This is a genomic window from Marinobacter daepoensis DSM 16072, from assembly GCF_000421165.1.
Lineage (GTDB): Bacteria > Pseudomonadota > Gammaproteobacteria > Pseudomonadales > Oleiphilaceae > Marinobacter > Marinobacter daepoensis.
The window spans coordinates 250,858-270,132 of sequence record NZ_ATWI01000011.1 but is presented as its reverse complement, the minus strand read 5'-3'; the positions used below and the strand labels follow the sequence as shown (position 1 = coordinate 270,132).

Sequence of the window (19,275 nt, the reverse complement as noted above, 5' to 3'; positions counted from 1 at the left end):
AATTAAGAGCAGCCCCCTTAAGCGGCTTTTTTACGCCCCTGACGCCACTCGGCCAGATCTTCAATCAGCTTATAGAACAATGGTACGAAGAACAGCGCCAGAGTACTGGCCACCAGCATCCCGCCAACAACCACGGTACCGATTTCCTGTCGGCTGACCGCACCGGCACCACTACTGAACGCCAGCGGCAGCGACCCGACAATAAACGTCATCGCGGTCATCATGATGGCCCGGAAGCGCTGACGGGCTGCGGTACTGGCCGCTTCAAACGAGCTCATGCCCGCTTGCCGGTTCTGGGCCGCAAATTCCACGATAAGGATGGCGTTCTTCGCCGCCAGGCCGATCAGGACGAGTAGCCCCACCTGGAAGTAAATGTCGTTGGGGAAGCCGCGCAACAACGACGCCAAGGCTGCCCCGAAAACACCAAACGGAACCGCCGTCGCAACCGCCACCGGCAACCCCCAACGCTCATATTGCGCCGCCAGGATCAGGAACACCAACAACAGGCCCATTCCAAACGCCATGGTGCCTGAGTCGGCCGAATCCTGAAGCTGATAGGCTTCACCGGTCCAGCCCAGCAGGGTGTTCCGATCAAACTGCTGGTCGGCCACTTCCTGCAACGCGGCCAGAGCCTCACCCGTTGTATGGCCGGGCGTGGGGTCAGCCAGCAGCTTGGCAGACGGATACACGTTAAAGCGGTTCAGGATATCCGGCCCGCTTACCCGCTCCAGGTCCACCAGAGAACTCAGCGGAATCATCTCACCATAGGTGGAGCGGACAAAAACCTTCCTTAAATCATCCGGATGGCTGCGGAACTCGCCTTCAGACTGGAGGGTCACCTGCCAGTTTCGGCCCTGGAGGGTAAAGTCGTTCACATACAACCCACCAAAGGTACTCTGCATCGTGGTAAAGATCTGGTCCACCGGCACACCCGCCGCCTGAGCCTTTTCCCGGTCCACTAACGCCTGGTAGCGTGGTATGCCGGTGTCGAGGGTCACCCGGACGTTGGTCAGCTCCGGACGCTGGTTGGCCGCCTGTGTGAAACGGTCGGCCATCGCTTTGATTTCTGCGGGCGTCCGGCCACCACGGGCCTGGATGTAACCCTCCACCCCGCCAGTCGTCGACAGGCCCTGAATGGGAGGCGGAGTGAAGGCAATCACAAATGCTTCAGGCATGCCAAATCCGATGCCCATTATCTTATTGGCGATATCCGCAGCCCCCTGACCTTCGCCTTCGCGTTCCGCCCAATCTTCCAGAGTGACAAAAGCCACGCCACTATTGGTGCGCAGCGCGCTGGAAATAATGTCGAAGCCAGCAAAAGCAACCACATCCTTCACTTCCGGCAACTGGAGCATCTTCTGCGCCAGCTCATCCCGGGTCACTTCCGTGCGGCTTAGCGATGAGGTAGCCGGCAGTGCGTACGCCGTAAGCACAAAGCCCTGATCTTCCTGAGGCACCAGGCCAGATGGCATTTTGTTCAGCAGAACCACCGTTCCGCCGATCATGGCGGCAAACAGCAATACACCAACGACGGCGTGGCGAAGCAACCAGTCCACCACCGCTGAGAATCCGTTGGTGAGCTTGTCGAAACCGGCATCAAACCAGCGGAACACCGTCATTTGCTTGCCCTCGTGCCCCAGCAACAGGGCGCACATGGCAGGCGTCAACGTCAGGGCCACCACCCCGGAGATCACTACCGACACCGCAATGGTGATGGCAAACTGCCGGTACAATTCACCACTGAGCCCGCCCAGGAAGGCAACCGGCGCAAACACGGCCACCAACACCAGTGTGGAGGCTACTACCGCTCCGGACACCTGACCCACGGTCTTCACCGCCGCGTCGTAGGGCGACATGCCGTCTTCTTTAATCAGACGCTCGGCGTTTTCCATGATGATAATGGCGTTATCCACCACCACACCGATCGCAAGAATCAGCCCGAACAACGTCAGCAGGTTCACGGAGAAACCCATGGCCTGCATTCCCGCGAAGGTGCCGACCAGAGATACCGGGATGGCAATCAACGGAATCAGTGTGGCGTTGAAGTGCTGAAGGAACAGGAACGTCACCACAACCACCAGCAACACGGCCACAATAAAGGTGGAAACCACTTCCTGGATGGAAATGTCGATAAAGCGCGTGGTGTCGTAGGGCACGTTGTATTCCAGCCCCTCCGGGAAGCGAGCCGAAATTTCCTTCATCGCTTCATTCACCGCGTCTGCGGCATCCAGCGCATTCGCGCCAGGCTGCAGATAAACCCCCATGGGGACGGTGGCCCCGCCGTTGTAGACAGCGGCAAAGTCGTAGTTCTGAGCACCCAGCTCAATCCTCGCAACATCTTTCAGGCGCAGGGACGCCCCCTGATCGTTACTGCGAAGGATCACTTCGCCAAACTCTTCCGGCGTGGTCAAGCGGCCCGGTGCTGAAACGCTGAACGTAAAAGCCTGTCCTTTCGGCGCTGGCTCTGCGCCCACCCGGCCTGCGGCAAACTGGGCATTCTGGGCCCTCAGTGCCGCTGCAACATCGGACGGCGTCAATTCGTACTGGGCGAGCTTGTCCGGCCGCAGCCAGACGCGCATGGAATAATCCTGAGCACCAAAGAGCGACGCATCACCAATTCCGGGCAACCGCACCAGCTCATCCAGAACGTTCAGCAGGGCGTAGTTGGAAATTTCAACCACATCCATGGAGTTGTCCGGCGAGGACAGAGTAATCACCTGCAGGATGGAGGTAGAGCGCGATTCGACCTTGAGGCCCTGATCGCGAACGCTCTGGGGCAAGCGGGCAACCGCCTGCTGCACCCGGTTGTTCACGTTAATGGTTGCCTGGTCCGGATCGGTGCCAATTTCAAAAGAGATGGTCACCCGGAAACTGCCCGAATCCGTGGCACTGGACTCCATGTAAATCATGTCGTCCACGCCGTTAATCTCCTGCTCAAGCGGCGCGACCACCGAATCGGAAATGACATCCGCGCTGGCACCCGGGAAACGACCATCCACAACAACCTGTGGCGGCACCACGTTGGGGTACTGTTCTACGGGCAGGCCTAATAGAGCCAGAGCTCCGCCCAGCGTAATAATAATGGAAACAACCGACGCAAAAATCGGCCGGTCAATGAAGGTCCGAAGCATCAGTTGCCCCCCTTCTCGTTCTCCGGGTTCGCCACCTGTACTGGCGCGCCATCACGAAGGTTGGTCAGGCCACTGACGATATAACGATCACCCGGCTGCAGACCCTCAAGCAGAATCTGCCGACCATCACTGACCGGGCCGAGCTCAACCTGACGCACCCGGGCTTTGCTGTCTTCATCAACCACATAGACGACAGGCCCGTTCGGCCCCTGAGCAACGGCTCGTTCCGGAACGGTAATAACGCCCTCGAAGCTCTGCAGCTCAACCCTGACACGCACAAACTGGCCGGGAACGATCAGGCGTTCCGGGTTCGGGAAGACCGCACGGGCAGACACCGTGCCGGTTCTCGGGTCCAGAGTGGACGCGGTAAAATCGATGCGACCATCGCGGTCATATTCACTGCCGTCGGCCAGCATCAGGCGCGCCGATACATTCTGTTCCTCGTCGTCATACACCATGCCTTCCCGTGCAGCCCGACGAATGCTGGCATCGTTCTCCGGCAGGGCGAACCGAACGTGCACAGGGTCCAGCTGAACAATCGTCGTCAGCAGAGTGCCAGTGTCAATCAAACTGCCCTCGGGAAAATCCTCCAGACTGGTCACACCACTGATTGGCGCCTTGACCTCGGTGTAGCCCAGGTTCAGTTCTGCCTGGGTCACTCCGGCATTGGCCACGGCCAGGTTTGCCTCCGCCAGCTCCAGGGCAGACTGTGCCGAATCCCGTTCACGCTCACTGACCGCCTTGCGCTCAAACAGGGAGGCAATCCGCTTCCACTCCCGCTCAGCCTGCTGCACGTCGGCTTCAGCCACCTGCCGCTGCGCCCGCGCACGCTGCAAAGCGGCGGCGGCTGGCTTGCGGTCGATACGGAACAGTGCGTCACCTTCACGCACCATTTGCCCTTCCTCGTACAGCCGCTCTTCAAGGATGCCACTGATGCGCGCCCGGACTTCAACCTCACGGGCACCACGAACCCGCCCCGCATAGTCCTGGCGAACCGTCACATCGGTTTGCTCAGCCTGCTGCACCACAACAGCCGCTGGCGGCATACCACCACCAGCCTGCTGGGCACCACCCTCCTCACTGCTGCAGCCAGCCATAAACAGCAAAGCCGATAAACTTGCGAGGAACAGCCCCTTACGGGGAGTGTGTCGATGATACATTCCAACTGGCATGGCGTGATCTCCTGAACACCGAATCAAAGCTTGCATTGAATAAGGCCGTGGCCGGGCGGCACAACCCCAGCATAATCATAGAGAAGACTGGGCAAGATACATTCATCCATGTATGTATGTAAACCGCCTTCCGCTATACTTAAGTACTTATCCCCAGACGGCCTCTGGAAAACCCTCCACCCCTGAACAGCGCTACTGGAAACCGGAACTGTTTATTATGGCGAGAAAGACCAAAGCCGAAGCCGAAGCAACCCGAGAATCCATCCTGGATGCTGCTGAGAGCGTCTTCACAGACAAAGGCGTCGCGCGAGCCTCGCTTGAGGAAATCGCCCGCACTGCCGGCGTTACCCGTGGTGCCGTTTATTGGCATTTCCGAAATAAAAAAGACATTCTGGACGCGATGCTCAACCGGGTGCGCGGGCCACTGGCAGAGATGCTGGATGAATCAGCAACCAGCGACGACACACTGGCCAACCTGAAGCACCTCTGCGTTGTCGCACTCAGCAAACTGGCGGAGGACGAACAGTATTTCCGCGTGTATTACATTCTGTTCCATCGCAACGAGTCCGACCAGGCGCTGAACAAACATCTAGAGTTGGCTGATGAAGGCATCAGTTTCGTGACAACACTGCTGAGCAGGCCGGAAAACCGCCGACAACTGCGCCCGGGCCTGTCCCCGGAACTGGCGGCCTATCTTCTGCACACCCAGATGCTCGGCCTGTTTTTCGAATGGCTGGCCAAACCTGAGCGCTGGCCCCTGGCCAGCATTGCCCCCATACTGGTAGAGACAATCTTTCGCGGTATCCTCAGCAATGACTAACCGGACACTCCTGAATCTTTTACTGCTGGTCGTTCTGCTTCCGCTGGCGTCTGGCTGCGCCCTGCCTGCTCTTGAACACAAGGCTGAGCACACCGCGATCACTCCTGACACCTCTGCGAAAACCCCACTGGGGCTGGCCCTGGCTCCCCTGCTGGAGGCCCAACCGTCCTTTTCCGGCGTCTACCCGCTTGCCCTCGCAGAAGATGCCTTCATTGCCAGAATGCTGCTGACCACCGTCGCCGACAAATCCATCGATGCTCAATATTACATCTGGCATCGGGACATCACCGGCCTGCTGCTCCTGGATGCGCTCAAAGAAGCGGCCGACCGCGGCGTCCGGGTCCGCCTTCTGGTCGACGACAACGGCATCAGCGGCCTGGATGATCTGTTCGTTGCCCTGGCCAGGCATCCGAATTTCCACATCCGGCTGTTCAACCCCTTTGTGGTCCGGTCACCAAAGTGGCTCGGGTACATCACCGATTTCTCACGCCTCAACCGACGCATGCACAACAAATCCTTCATCGTCGACAACCAGGCCGCGATTGTCGGTGGCCGAAACATCGGTGACGAGTATTTCGGTGCCACTGAGGGGCTGCTGTTCTCCGACCTGGATGTCATGGCGGTCGGCCCGGTGGTGAACGAGGCCTCCAACGACTTTGACCGTTACTGGAATCATGACCTGAGCTACCCGGCCCAGTCCATCGCCGGGGCCACCAACGAGCGACCGGAAACACTGCTGGCGGGACTGCGGGCAGAACACGACCCGCAACGCCAGAAACAGTATCTGGACGCGCTGAAATCCTCGGCGTTTCTGGAACAGATGATTCGCGGCGATCTGCAGCTGCACTGGTCCCATACCCGCATGGTCAGCGACGATCCGGACAAGATTCTCAGTGAAGCGCCGAAGGAAGCCCTGCTCAGCCAGCAACTCGGAAAAATCCTGGGCCACCCCCAGCGATCCCTGACCCTGATTTCCCCCTATTTCGTCCCCACTCAGGCAGGCGTTGAATATTTTCAACGACTGGCAGCACAAGGGGTCCGAGTCAGAATTCTGACCAATTCACTGGAAGCCACAGACGTCGCCGCCGTGCACTCGGGCTACGCTCGCTACCGGAAGCCCCTGATAAAGGCAGGCATTGAACTCTACGAGATGCGCAAACAAGGTAACCTGGAGCATGAAAGCTCCGGATCCGCCGGTCCTTTTGGCAGCTCCGGATCAAGCCTGCACGCGAAAACGTTTATTGTGGACGAGGAAACCGTCTTTGTCGGGTCGTTCAACTTTGACCCCCGATCCCTAAACCTCAATACCGAACTGGGTTTCGTGATCGACAACGCCCACCTCGCCAGCCTAATGAAAACCCAGATTTCCGGGCTACTTCCCGTGGAAAGTTATCAGGTGCGACTGGATAGCCAGGGCAAACTGTATTGGGTAGAACAGAACGGGCACCAGAAAACCATCCACAACGCCGACCCATACAGCCCCGCGCCCCGGCGCTTCATGGTGTGGCTGCTGTCCCTGTTACCACTGGAATCGATGCTGTAATCAGCCCCAGAGCCACAAGATGGCAGGCACCGCCGTTGCCGTCACCACAACAGACAACGGCAGCCCCAAAAGCCAGTAGTCTCCGAAGCGATAGCCTGCTGGCTCCATAACCAGCGCGTTGGACTGGTGTCCGATCGGGGTCAGAAAAGCACAGGACGCACCAATAGCAACCGCCATCAGCGTAGCGTCGGAGGCCAGACCAAGCTCCCCGGAAACCCCCAGAGCGATGGGCGCTACCAGAATGGCCGCGGCGGCATTGTTCACGACATTCGACAACAACATGGTGCCTACAAGGATAATGGTCAGCACCAGCCAGGGGGCCTGCCCCTCACTGACCGAGAGAATCTGGCGGGCAATCGAGTCCGCCCCACCGCTGGTTTCCAGCGCCACACCCACCGGAATCATCGCCGCCAGCAGCACGATCACAGACCAGTCAATCGCTTCATAAGCGTCACTGGCCTCCAGCAGCCCTGATATCACCATCGCCACCGCACAGGCAACCAGCGCAACCGGAGGCGAGGCCCACCCGGCCACAATGCTGACAATGGCCACGGCGAACAAGCCAGCAGAAAGGCCCAGCTGTTTTTGTCGGCCAAACGCCAGCCCCCGCTCAGCCAGAGGCAGGCATCCCAAGGCCTGAAGACTGCCCGACAAGCTTTCTTCAAACCCCTGCACCAACAGGATATCGCCCGATCGGAACCGGATGTCTGCCAGCCGTTGCTTTAACCGATGCCCCTGCCGGGCAACGGCCACCACATTGACACTGTAGCGTTCCCGCAAGTTCAGTCGGTTTGCGGTTCGCCCCACCAACGGCGACCCCGGTGTCACGACGGCCTCCGCCAGACGCACGTCCCCCGCCACCAGGGCATCCTCTCCCGGCTTCTGGCCGCCCCCATCCTTTTCCGGACACTCCCCGGCCGACTCTTCGACAGGAACACCGGACGCCAGCACCAACCCGGTTTCGTCCACAAACTCGCTCAGACTCTCGGTGTCTGCCTCAACCAGCAGCACGTCATCCGCCCGGAGGATCGTGAACGTGGAAGGCGCGGGCATGGTCTTCCCACCTCGAACCAGCGACAACACAATGAGGTTCTTCTGGCTGTCACCTGCAGTCAGCAGGTGATGCAGGGTGTCGCCCTCATAGCCGGACCCCTCCGGCAGCTTCAGCTCGGTCAGATAGTCTCCGACGCTAAACAGCTTTTCACCCGCCGATGGGTCGTCCCGTTTCGGAGTCAGGCGCCATCCGGCCAGGCCGATAAAGGCGACACCAGCGACCGTGACGGCCAGGCCAACCGGGGCAAAATCAAACAGACCAAAGGCCCCGGCCTCACGATAGCTGGCAATAATAATGTTCGGAGGCGTGCCTATCAGGGTTATGGTTCCGCCCAGAAGTGAGCCAAAGGCCAGCGGCATCAATAACAGAGAGGGCGAGCGCCCTGCCTCCCTGGACATCCAGATGGCGACCGGCATCAGCAATGCCAGAGCCCCGACATTGTTGATAAACGCCGAGCAGACGGCGACCACCAGTGTCAGAGTGACCACCTGAGCCACCGCGTTATGGCCAACCCGGGCCAGCAGTTTCGCCACCTCATCCACCACGCCACCGTTGACCAGCCCCTGACTGATCACCAGTACCGCTGCCACCGTAATCACCGCCGGGTGTCCGAAACCAGAGAATACACTCTCCACTGGCACCAATCCCGTAACCGCCACCGCCAGCAACGCCAGCATGGCAACGACGTCGAACCTTACCCGATTCCAGATAAACGCCGCCAGGGTGAGTAAAAGCACGGTAAACACAATCCATTGGTCAGAAAACATGAGACCTCTCAGCGTCTATTGTTTCACCGTCCAGAACATTGACAGATCGACTCACCTGTTCCCGGCTGAACCAGAATCTGTTAACAACGACTTTAAACAGCCTGTGTAAAAAAACAAAACCCCACATGGCATAAACCATGTGGGGTTTCTGGCGGGCAGGCGCCAAAGCACCTGCCAGACAAGCCTGAACCGGTCGATTAACCGAACTGGTTCATGGTGTTGTCTTTACCACCGGCCTTCAGAGCCGCTTCACCAGCGAAGAACTCTTTATGGTCATCACCGATGTTGGAACCGGCCATGTCCTGGTGCTTCACAGTAGCGATGCCCTGACGGATTTCCTGACGCTGTACGCCAGCAACGTAGGCCAGCATGCCTTCGTCACCGAAGTAGCCCTTCGCCAGGTTGTCGGTAGACAGGGCAGCAGTGTGGTACGTCGGCAGAGTGATCAGGTGGTGGAACACACCGGCTTCACGGGACGCATCACGCTGGAAGTTACGGCACCACTCGTCAGCCAGCTGACCCAGCTCAGTGTTGTCGTACTCGGCGCTCATCAGCTTGGCGCGGTCGTAGGCAGATACGTCTTTGCCTTCTTCCTGCATGGCATCGAATACCTGCTGACGGAAGTTCAGAGTCCAGTTGAAGGACGGGCTGTTGTTGTAAACCAGCTTGGCATCGGGTACCACTTCCTTGATGCGGTTAACCATAGCAGCGATCTGACCAACGTGCGGCTTCTCGGTTTCGATCCACAGCATGTCGGCGCCATTCTGCAGGCTGGTGATGCAGTCCAGAACCACGCGATCTTCACCAGAACCCGGCTTGAACTGGAACAGGCCAGAAGCCAGACGCTTCGGCTTCAGCAGCTTGCCGTTGGACTTGATGACAACGTCGCCGTTCTCGATCTGGGACGCATCTTCAATGTACTCGCCATCAATGAAGCTGTTGTACTGGTCGCCCAGGTCACCCGGCTCGTTGGTTACAGCGATCTGCTTGGTCAGGCCAGCACCCAGAGAGTCGGTACGGGCAACGATAACACCGTCGTCAACACCCAGTTCCAGGAACGCCAGACGAACCGCGTTGATCTTGGACAGGAAGTCAGCGTGCGGAACGGTTACTTTACCGTCCTGGTGACCACACTGCTTCTCGTCAGATACCTGGTTTTCGATCTGGATACAGCAGGCACCGGCTTCGATCATTTTCTTGGCCAGCAGGTAAGTAGCTTCGTCGTTACCGAAACCGGCGTCGATGTCGGCAATGATCGGAACAACGTGAGTTTCATGGTTGTCGATCTGCTTGATCAGCTCTTCGGCTTTGGCAGTGTCGCCTGCCTGCTCAGCTTCGTCCAGAGCACGGAACAGGTGGTTCAGTTCCCAGGCGTCGGCCTGACGCAGGAAGGTGTACAGCTCTTCGATCAGACCAGAAACGGCAGTCTTTTCGTGCATGGACTGGTCAGGCAGCGGACCAAAATCAGAACGCAGAGCAGCAACCATCCAGCCAGACAGGTACAGGTAACGACGCTTGGTGCTACCGAAGTGCTTCTTGATAGAGATCAGCTTCTGCTGACCGATGAAGCCATGCCAGCAACCCAGAGACTGAGTGTACTGGGAAGAATCCTTGTCGTAGTTCGCCATGTCTTCGCGCATGATCTTGGCAGTGTACTTGGCGATGTCCAGACCAGTCTTGAACTTGTTCTGGGCGCGCATACGGGCCGCGTGCTTCGGGTTGATGGCGTTCCAGGTGGGGTTCTGCTTCACGAGGGAAGCGATTTGGTCAACGTCTTGTGCGTAAGGCATGGTCTCTGTCCTTTCTACGTTTGTGTTCAAAAGGTGCGGTGCTGCTGCCAGGCAGCCTCCGTCGTCAGCTCCCTGCCCAGAAAGACCGGCAAGCGCTGACGTTGGGCGTAACTTTAGTGCTTTCTGATTTATAATTGAAATTTATATGGTGTATTCCCGGCATTTTTCTCATGAATACCAGAAGCCGACCTCTTCAGGTGCGGCACATCACCACCAGTTGATCGTCCGGCTGCAGATCAAGATACGTATCGCGCGGCGGATTCATTTGCACATGACGACCCCGGTCATCAGCACGGCCCCGAAAAACGCCGAGGGCAATCTCACCTCGGTCCGCCACAATTTTCTCGAGCAACTGAAAATCGGCACTGGCTGGCAATGGGTAATCCTGGGGATCTCTGAACTGGATTTCCGCACCGCCCACCGTAAACAGCTCATCCAGCACCACCCGGAGCTCCCGACGCAGAGCCACCTGGGCCAGAACATGGCTCAGAATCATCGGGCTGATCAGCATCTCACTCTTATGCCCATACAGCAGGTGACGGTTGTCCGGATCACTCAATTCCATAATGACCTGAGGCCGCCTGGTGGCCGACGCAAGCACATCTTCCAGCTGCAGATAACCCACCATCGCGCGGGCATCGGCCTCTTCGCCTGACCCAAGACGATCGCTGCTCAACAGGATCACGGTGTCGTATCCGGCAGGATCAAGACGACGGAGATCGTCCTCCACCATGTAATCCGCCTCCAGCAGGCGCCCACGGACTCTGGCCAGGTTCACTCCATAGCGATTCATCGCCCGCTCACGCTCTTCAAGCGGAATCGCCGACACCAGATCCAGCTCAAAATCGCGCTGGGGATAACTGGCGAACTCCGCCGCCAGTGTCGGCACCCGGCGGTTCCACCCCAGAACCAGCACCCGGTGCGGCTCGGACGACGAAGACACCGGCGGGAGGCTCTGAGCAGGCTCACGCACCAGTTCCGGCATTGGCAAAGCTTTGGGATCAAACGCCGTGTGATCATATTCCCGGGCGAGAAGCACGACACGATCTTCAGCCCGAACCACAGTCCCGGGATCGGCCAGCAGGTTAACCTGCCAGCCTTTGCCCGGCGCCGGGTGTAACAGCCCCAGAACAACCGCATGGGGCCTCTGACTGGCAACCTGAGACAGGGTAAGACCTTCGGCCGTTTCACCCCCCCGGACAAAAACTTCGTTGCCCTCTCCCGCTGTCAGCAGCTCGTTATAGACTTCCGACAGATTCGGGTGCAGGACATTCTGCACCATCAGCCGGCTGATGGTGGCGTCCCCAGCCACCACTTCCACAGCCCCCGGATAGGCCCGCTCCACCACTGGCAACTTGCGCATGTCCTGAATTTCGGCCACAACGTAGGGTACCGGAGCATTGAAATGCCTTGCCTGGGCGGCAATCGAGAGTAGCGCCTTAACGGTCTCCACATCCGACGTTACCAGACTGCCGGCTTCGTGAATCTGGCTGGGCACAATGACCGCCGCGGCATCCAGGCAGGCTACCCGGTGCAGCGCCTCTGGCTGAATGGCTGAGCCGCTGCGCAGAATGACTTCCCTGGCCCGCCGGCCAACCCCCGGCTCGCTGAGCAGCTCATGCAGTTGCTCCGCGCCGGCTTCCTCCGCCAGCAGCACCAGTCGCAATCGCTGAGCATCATGCTTTTCCAGAAACCGGGCCATCCGCCCGGACGAGCCAAAAAGCTCGGCGACCAGAGGGGGGGTCTGAGCGGTCCACCCCAGAACCACAATATGGTTCTTCAGGGTAACCGGAGTCAGCCCCCGTTCAAGCTCTTCCATCTTGGCAATCAGCCAGCGGGTCAGAATCGCGACCAGCGTGCCCATGAACACCACGTACCCGGAGATAGTCAGAAGGGTCGAGACAACGCGTTGCCAGGTGCCGACATCATCCCCCAGGTAACCCGGGTCCGTCAGCCGGAGAAACGCCCACCAAACCGCGGCCCCGGCATCTTCAAACTCACCTGCCTGAGGCAGCACCACCAGCAGCCCACCCACCAGAGAGATGAGGGCAATGAAGCCTCCCACCACCAGTAACTGGAAGCCCGCACCTTTCACCAACTGGCGCTCAACAACGAACTTTACTCGGTCGACAATCCGGAATGGCAGCATGGCAGCCCCTCAAGCGATCTTTGCGGGCCAGTTTATCTCAGTTTTCAGGGTTCGCCAGAGCGGACTGCCGTCAGCGCTTCATCCAGGGTTGGGTAGAAACGGCTGACACCGGGCTCCGGTTTGAGCCCTGCACGCGCCAGGGTACGCAGAGGCTGAAATTGCAGGTCGGCCAGGACCAGTCCCGTGTTCGTTTCCCGACAGCTTGCAATCAGCTTATTCAGGGCCGACACCCCCCCGGCATCCAGCACCGTCACACCATCCAGATACAACACCAGCCCCCTGGCTTGCGTCGACAATGCGGCCAATTCGCCAAATATCCGGTCCGCCGCAGCAAAGAACAGCGGGCCGTTTACCTTGAAGACCTGCCAGCCCTCTGGCACGCCAACCTGCCGGACCCGTTTACTCTCCGTGATATCGGTCACCCGGGTCATCTGGGCCATCTCTCTCATGAACAGCACCGCCGCCAATAACACACCCGTGGTGATGGCAATTACCATATCCAGCATGACGGTGAGCCCAAAACAGGCCAGAAACACCAGAATGTCGCTTCGGGGCGCGGTTTTCAGCAGATGCAGCGCTTTGGGAGCCTCACTCATATTCCAGGCCACGACCATCAACAAAGCGGCCATAGCCGGCATCGGCAAGAATGCCAGCACACCGGCAAGCAGAACCAACGCCAGAAGAACCACCACCGCATGGATCATCGCAGACACCGGCGACTCTGCACCCGCCCGGTAGTTAGCCGCAGAACGCGCAATGGCGGCGGTGGCGGTAATGCCGCCAAAAAAGGGCACCACGATATTGCCAATTCCCTGGCCCATCAGTTCACTGTTAGCGCTGTGCCGCTTGCCAGTCATCCCATCCAGAACCACCGCGCACAACAACGATTCAATCGCCCCCAGCATGGCAATGGCAAAAGCTGCGGGAATCAGTTCCCGGAACAGTTCCCAGGACAATCCAATGGGCAACCCGTCCGCTCCGGCCCGCTGCCAGGGCCAGGCAAACTCCGGCAGGAAAGGGGGGATCCCGGCGCCCGTACCGCCTCCTGGCAGCAGATAACTGAACCGGGAACCTATCGTCTCAATCCCGGCACCCTGAGAATTCAGCCAGAACGCCAACAGGCTACCAACGATTACCGCAGGCAAATGGGGAGGCACCGGTGTTTTCAATCGCGGCCAGAGCAGCATGATCGCCAGGGTTACCAGCGCTACCAGTGTGCTCATCGCATCCAGCGCTGGCATCTGCTGGGCCAGAACGCCTAGTTTTTCCCAATAATGCTCCGGCATGGCGGGTACCAGCAGCCCAAAGAAATCCTTCACCTGCAGCGTGGCGATCACCACTGCAATGCCGCCGGTAAACCCCAGGGTGACGGATTCGGGGATATACTCAATGAAGCGCCCCAGGCGCATCCAGGCCATGGCGACCAACAACACACCGGACATCAGGGTGGCCAGCAGCAATCCACCCAGCCCGTAACTCTGAGCGATGGGGTAAAGAATCACCACAAAGGCGGCGGTAGGGCCAGAAATGCTGTAGCGGCTTCCACCAAACAGGGCAATCAGGAAACCGGCAATGATGGCAGTATACAAACCATACTGAGGCGCAACCCCAGAGGCGATGGCCAGCGCCATTGCCAGGGGAATGGCGATGATGCCAACGGTTACACCGGCCATCAGGTCTTTCAGGAATCGCCGGCCGTTATATGGTTCGGCGACGCAGGCCTCGCGCACAGCGTGGGCCATACGCAGAGAAAAAAGGTGGGCGCGATGGGGCATGAACAGATTCTCTCCGGCCGGGCATTTAGTTACATTATATGCTCATCACCTGTACACTCAATGTTAATCTGATTAACATGCCAACTTAAACACTGCTTTACTGACCCTTTTGCAAGAGCCTGAGCACCATGGAAAACCGCACCGCCCGGCTAACCCTGCTGATTGACCCCGACAAGAAGAAAGTCTTCGAGGCACTCTGCAAGCAGGAAGACGTGACACCCTCACAGAAAGTACGCCAGTTCATCCGCGAGTTTGTGGAAGAACGGCTTGGCCCGGACTGGCGCGACAACGTTGACTCTGAAAACAACTGACCAACGGAGCGCATCATCGGCATGAAACCGTTCTTTTCCAGCCTTTTGCTCTCGTTTACCGTCATCATCGGGATGCCCGGGTGCACAACCCTGCAGCCCTCCCGGATGCCCGGACAAGAGGCGCCAAGCAGCCAGTACGAGGCTGCGATTGTCGATGCCCTTACCGGCCAGAGCCTGTCCGTTCCCGAACTGGCCCGGCAGTTAAACGACGCCGATGTCGTTGTCGTCGGTGAATATCACGGACACCATGCGTCTCACCTGTTGCAGGCCAGACTCCAACAGGCTCTGTTCCGGCAGAATGCCCGACAGATCCTGAGCATGGAGCAATTCAATCTGGACCATCAGGCCGACGTGGAGGCCTACCTCGCGGGCCGGACCGGTGAAACCGAACTCATTCAGGATGCCAATGCCTGGGAGAACTACGCGGGCTCGTATCGGCCTCTGGTTGAGTTCGCCCGCCAGAATCAGCTGCCTGTCATTGCCGCTAATGCACCCGCAGACATCGTTCGCTGCGTCGGACGCCTGGGCAAAGAGTACCTGACCACCCTTCCTGCCAATCAGCGAACCACCCTTCCGGCACAGGCGTTCTGGGGCAGCCCGGAATATCAGGAAAAGTTCACATCCACCCTGAGTGGCAGCCATGGTGATGCCCCCGAGGAACTCTCCGGGCACCTGCTCAACACGTATCAGGCTCAACTGCTGAGAGACAACACCATGGCTCACAGAATCCTGTTGGCACGAGAGGAATCCCCCGGCCATCAGGTTCTGCATACCACCGGCACTTTTCACAGCGAGCAACGGCTCGGTACCGTCGAAGCCCTGAAACACCGCGCACCCGAGCTGACAATCGCCGTTGTCTCACCGGTGGAGTGGCCTTCCACAGAACCAGACATGCGATTGGCCGATCATCGTCACAGAGGGGACTACCTGTATTTTATCCAGCCCCGCCCCCCCGAGTTCCGCAATCCGGACCGCGAACGGCAAGCTATGCAGGAGCGCTTCAGCCGGCATCGCAACGTCTCCTGCGAGTAGCGCTGGCCACCGCGGTTCTGGTTGACTCGCCAACCAGACCGGATACTCTTGCCTGACCCGGTTTTTTCGAGACATTGCATAGAACTGATCTGACCCGATACCAGGACGCTGTCCCGCACCACAAGGAGTCATGCATGAAAGTTGTATCTGCCCTGATCATCGGCTTGTGCGCCATCGTCGCCGCCTCACTGCTCAGTGATGGACTGACGGGGCTGCGCACCGCCGACCGTTATGTCACCGTAAAAGGCGTGGCTGAACGGGAAGTACAGGCCGACCTCGCCCTCTGGCCTCTGCGATTTGTGGCCACCGGAGCCTCACTGGATGAAGCCCAGAACAAGGCCCGGAACAGCCGGGAAGCCATCATGGCGTTTCTCAAACTGCAGGCGATTGACGAATCATCGGTGGAGCTGCAGCGGCTGGATGTCACCGATACACGCGCCAACCCATACTCCGGCAACAACAACGAGCAGCAATACATCATCAACCAGAGTCTGATGATTCGAAGCACCGACATTGACCGTATTCGCCAGGCAGCCCAGAACGTGAGCGAGCTGGTGGATTCAGGCGTGGTGCTGTCGTCGGATTATGGCCCCAGCGGCCCGACCTACCTGTTCAGCGGGTTAAACGAGATCAAACCCGCCATGATTGCCGAAGCTACGGCAGCCGCCAGAGAATCCGCCCAGCAGTTCGCCCGGGATGCCGAGGCTGAACTTGGTGGTCTGCGCCGGGCCAATCAGGGCGTGTTCCAGATTCTGGCCCGGGATCAGGCTCCAGGTGTCTCCGAGCAGCAACAGCCGGTGAAAACCGTCAGGGTTGTATCCACGTTTGACTACTATCTGAAGTAACGGGCTACTGAGTGGCCACCATCTCATCGGTGACCTGATATTCCCCGGCCAGCCAGCGCAGAATTTCGTGGGCGGCCGGGTGATCGTAGGCATCGTACGTATGGATCAGCGCCTGCTTTTTCTCGTCGCTGATACGGGCCAGCCCGGCGTCCTGCAGCGTCAGAAGATCGCTGTGCACCTGAGCAGCAAACTCCGCCCCAAGCACCTCTCTGGCAGCGTGCAAAAAGGCCTGCCCGTATTGATAGTCCGGCCCCTGGCGATAAGATTCCGCCAGCGTAATAGCCGGGATGGTTGTCAGAACCGGCTGCAGAGCCGGGTTGATCGCATGGCCGGCAAGATAGGCCGCATTGCCTGCAGGCCGCCCCGTTACCCCCCGAAGGTGTAAATGCCGGGACATCCGGTCACCGTCATTCACCGGGTAGTTATCCCACAGCAGGGGTTTGCGCCCCAGCCTCTGACTTACCCGCTTGAGGTGGCCAGGAGAGATCTCCCGTGAGCAGACCTCTTCCCCTGTCCAGAACACCCGGACACTTCGGTCGAGCCCGGCGCCCAGAGTTTCCAGATAGTCTGCCGGGCGCGGCCCGAACACCCGGTCGAGCACCGGATCGTCCGAATAGTACGTTGGGCAGACACTGATCTGTTCGGCGCGGGTATTGTTCTGCACCCACTGAATGATGTTGACTTGCGTCTGGGCCAGATCCGGCGTCTGCGGGTGCATGTCATCAAACAGAATCGCCAACTCCTGAATACCCAGTCGGTCCAGAGCCTTCAGTTTTCGGGCCAGCGCTTCACGGGCAGGTTCATCGAACTGGTTGAAGATCTCGAATGGGCTTAAGCCAACGCCAAAACGCACACCTTCCCGCCGGCAGAATCCGGCAAAGCTGGTCAGCGCCTCAGCCTGCTCCGGTGGGTAGGGTTCCTGCCAGCGACGACGAAGATAGGGGTCCGCCTTCGGGGCATAGAGATAGAAGCCATAACCATGGGGAACCAGAGACGCCACCAGTTGCCGGCGCTCTTCCCAGCTCCAAAGCGGGCCATAGAATCCCTCGATAATACCCAACGCTACCGTCATTGCCCTGTCGCTCCTTCTCTGTCATTCAGCCTCGCATCATACAACGGAACCGCTCTCTTCATGACGGGACCGTCAGCTACCGGCAAGTAAATGGTATGGTTAAATCGTAGCCGCTGATCACAAAACCCGCCTAGAATGGATGCTCGTCTGTCACACATCGGTTCACGGAGCGCACCCTTCATGTCTGGTGGTCAAACCCGACTACAAGCCCTGGATGCACTGCGGGGCATCGCCGCCCTGAGCGTGGTGCTGTTCCATTACTTACCCTACTACGACAAACTCTACGGCCACAGTTTCGACAGCCCATCTTTTCTCAGCTTTGGGCGCTACGGCGTTCACCTGTTCTTTATCCTGAGCGGCTTCGTGATCTTCATGACACTGGAACGAACCCGCACTGCCGGCTGGTTTGGGCTGGCCCGGGCCTTTCGGCTGTTACCTGCGCTTTGGGCGGGGATCGCCCTCACCTGGATGACGGTCCAGATTCTCGGGCCAGATGACCGTATGGTGAGTCTGGGTACGGCACTGCTTAATGTCACCCTGCTGCATGAGTACCTGGGGCACCCTCATGTGGACGGCGCTTACTGGAGCCTGGTCATTGAAGCAACGTTCTACCTGTGGATCGCGTTGCTGTTCTACGGTCTTGGAAACTGGCAGCGCATGCGGCCCGCACTCTGGGGCTGGGCACTGCTGAGCTACGCCGCCGTGATCTGGTCAAAAACCCTGCCGGACGGGCTCGGATTTCTGCTCAAGGATCTCCTGTTTACCCGCTACGCCCCCCTTTTCATCAGCGGTATGCTGATCTACCGCTGGCATCATCACGGCCGCCCACAGGTGTCTGACATGGCCTTACTGGCCTTGACCGTCGGCCATTGCCTGATTGCCTACAAGGCCCCTTACAACCTGTTTGTCCTGGGCTGCTATGGCGTTTTTGTGCTGGCGGTTGCCGGCCACCTGAATGCCCTTGCCCGGCCTGGCCTGCTCTGGCTGGGCAGCATTTCTTACACGCTTTATCTGGTACACCAGAACATTGGCTACGGCGTGATTGACCTGGCCTACAAGGCCGGACTGCCAGGCATGGCCGGTGTCTTGATGGCTCTGGCCGTTGCTATAGGTCTCGCTTCAGCCCTGCACTATGGTGTTGAGAAGCCGGCCCTGAGAGCCTTCCGGCAATGGCGGAAGCGCTCTGAAAGCTCAGCCGAAGTTCCGCGGGCAGCGTCCCGACAGGCCGAAAATATTGACTAAACTGAACACTCACACACCCCGTAACTGCCCTATCCAATGAGAGGTCGCCGATGGACATCAAAACCTTCGCAGATCTGATCGACTGGACCCGTCAACTCCATGCCCATCTCGCCCGATGCCTGCAGGCATCGGCACAGAAAAACCAGAGTGAGCGTGCCAGTGCCCTTCTGGACTACATCAGTACCCACGAATCCCTTCTGGAACGAGCCGTAGCAGAGTATGAGAAACAGGCAGACAAGAACGTCATGCAGACCCGCCTATACGACTACGGCGTCCACAAACCCATCGAGAGGAACAGCGCCTGCGACAACCGCTACAACACACTGGACTTCGACAGCATTGCCCGGGACATTTTCAGTTTTCACGATCAGGTGATGGCGCTGTATGACGCTTTGATCGGCAAAGCCGAGATTCCGGAAGCCAAATCCCTGCTGGTAGATCTCCGATCTCTGGAGCAACACGAGGCGATGCGGATGGCCAGCCAGATAGGCCGAATGAACGATCTCTGACCTTAGACCTATGTCGTAAAACCCGCATTTTTTTGCTGCAGCGGCCCCGCAATAGTTGATAAC

Annotated in this window: 14 protein-coding genes; 7 read left to right on the top strand and 7 right to left on the bottom strand. The window is 58.8% G+C overall.

The features are described from left to right. Nucleotides 1-17 precede the first annotated feature (17 nt). On the bottom strand, nt 18-3,131 hold the full coding sequence (locus K325_RS0113160) for an efflux RND transporter permease subunit (protein WP_029654737.1): 3,114 nt from the start codon (nt 3,129-3,131) through the stop codon (nt 18-20). Further along, nucleotides 3,131-4,303, bottom strand: coding sequence for an efflux RND transporter periplasmic adaptor subunit (locus K325_RS0113155; RefSeq protein ID WP_029654736.1), 1,173 nt, complete (start codon nt 4,301-4,303; stop codon nt 3,131-3,133). The genes K325_RS0113160 and K325_RS0113155 overlap by 1 nt, the downstream gene beginning before the upstream one ends. Nucleotides 4,304-4,520: 217 nt before the next feature. On the opposite strand from K325_RS0113155, the gene K325_RS0113150 reads away from it, so the two are divergent. Together K325_RS0113150 and K325_RS0113145 are read left to right on the top strand one after the other, a co-directional pair. After that, the gene (locus K325_RS0113150; protein ID WP_029654735.1) at nt 4,521-5,123 is read left to right on the top strand and encodes a TetR family transcriptional regulator; all 603 of its coding nucleotides are present in this window, start codon (nt 4,521-4,523) and stop codon (nt 5,121-5,123) included. Then, nucleotides 5,116-6,666: a phospholipase D family protein gene (locus tag K325_RS0113145; RefSeq protein WP_029654734.1), complete on the top strand. Its 1,551-nt coding sequence runs from the start codon at nt 5,116-5,118 to the stop codon at nt 6,664-6,666. Before K325_RS0113150 ends, K325_RS0113145 begins: the two co-directional genes overlap by 8 nt. Here the strand turns inward: K325_RS0113145 and K325_RS0113140 are convergent, their stop codons facing one another. From K325_RS0113140 to dauA, 4 genes are all read right to left on the bottom strand, one after another. After that, on the bottom strand, nt 6,667-8,487 hold the full coding sequence (locus tag K325_RS0113140; protein WP_029654733.1) for an SLC13 family permease: 1,821 nt from the start codon (nt 8,485-8,487) through the stop codon (nt 6,667-6,669). 197 nt (nt 8,488-8,684) lie between these two features. Further along, nucleotides 8,685-10,277 carry an isocitrate lyase gene (locus K325_RS0113130; RefSeq protein WP_029654732.1) on the bottom strand — a complete coding sequence of 531 codons (1,593 nt, stop codon included), beginning with the start codon at nt 10,275-10,277 and terminating at the stop codon, nt 8,685-8,687. 193 nt (nt 10,278-10,470) lie between these two features. Beyond that, nucleotides 10,471-12,426 carry a CASTOR/POLLUX-related putative ion channel gene (locus K325_RS0113125; RefSeq protein WP_029654731.1) on the bottom strand — a complete coding sequence of 652 codons (1,956 nt, stop codon included), beginning with the start codon at nt 12,424-12,426 and terminating at the stop codon, nt 10,471-10,473. A 44-nt stretch (nt 12,427-12,470) separates the two neighbouring features. Then, a complete protein-coding gene (dauA, locus tag K325_RS0113120) occupies nt 12,471-14,201 on the bottom strand; it encodes a C4-dicarboxylic acid transporter DauA (RefSeq protein ID WP_029654730.1) in 1,731 nt (576 codons plus the stop codon). A 128-nt stretch (nt 14,202-14,329) separates the two neighbouring features. On the opposite strand from dauA, the gene K325_RS0113115 reads away from it, so the two are divergent. The 3 genes from K325_RS0113115 (at nt 14,330) to K325_RS0113105 (ending at nt 16,389) form a co-directional block, all read left to right on the top strand. Then, complete coding sequence (locus K325_RS0113115) at nt 14,330-14,512, top strand: hypothetical protein (protein WP_029654729.1); 183 nt, start codon at nt 14,330-14,332, stop codon at nt 14,510-14,512. 21 nt (nt 14,513-14,533) lie between these two features. Further along, nucleotides 14,534-15,544, top strand: coding sequence for a ChaN family lipoprotein (locus K325_RS0113110; RefSeq protein ID WP_029654728.1), 1,011 nt, complete (start codon nt 14,534-14,536; stop codon nt 15,542-15,544). Between the two features lie 134 nt (nt 15,545-15,678). Beyond that, a complete protein-coding gene (locus K325_RS0113105; protein WP_029654727.1) occupies nt 15,679-16,389 on the top strand; it encodes an SIMPL domain-containing protein in 711 nt (236 codons plus the stop codon). Between the two features lie 4 nt (nt 16,390-16,393). Here K325_RS0113105 and K325_RS0113100 read toward each other — a convergent pair whose 3' ends face one another. Then, nucleotides 16,394-17,461: a beta-N-acetylglucosaminidase domain-containing protein gene (locus K325_RS0113100; protein ID WP_029654726.1), complete on the bottom strand. Its 1,068-nt coding sequence runs from the start codon at nt 17,459-17,461 to the stop codon at nt 16,394-16,396. A gap of 180 nt (nt 17,462-17,641) precedes the next feature. Between K325_RS0113100 and K325_RS0113095 the strand changes: the two genes are divergently transcribed. Further along, complete coding sequence (locus K325_RS0113095; protein ID WP_029654725.1) at nt 17,642-18,703, top strand: acyltransferase family protein; 1,062 nt, start codon at nt 17,642-17,644, stop codon at nt 18,701-18,703. Between the two features lie 50 nt (nt 18,704-18,753). Continuing rightward, on the top strand, nt 18,754-19,212 hold the full coding sequence (locus K325_RS0113090) for a hypothetical protein (protein ID WP_029654724.1): 459 nt from the start codon (nt 18,754-18,756) through the stop codon (nt 19,210-19,212). Nucleotides 19,213-19,275 lie beyond the last annotated feature (63 nt).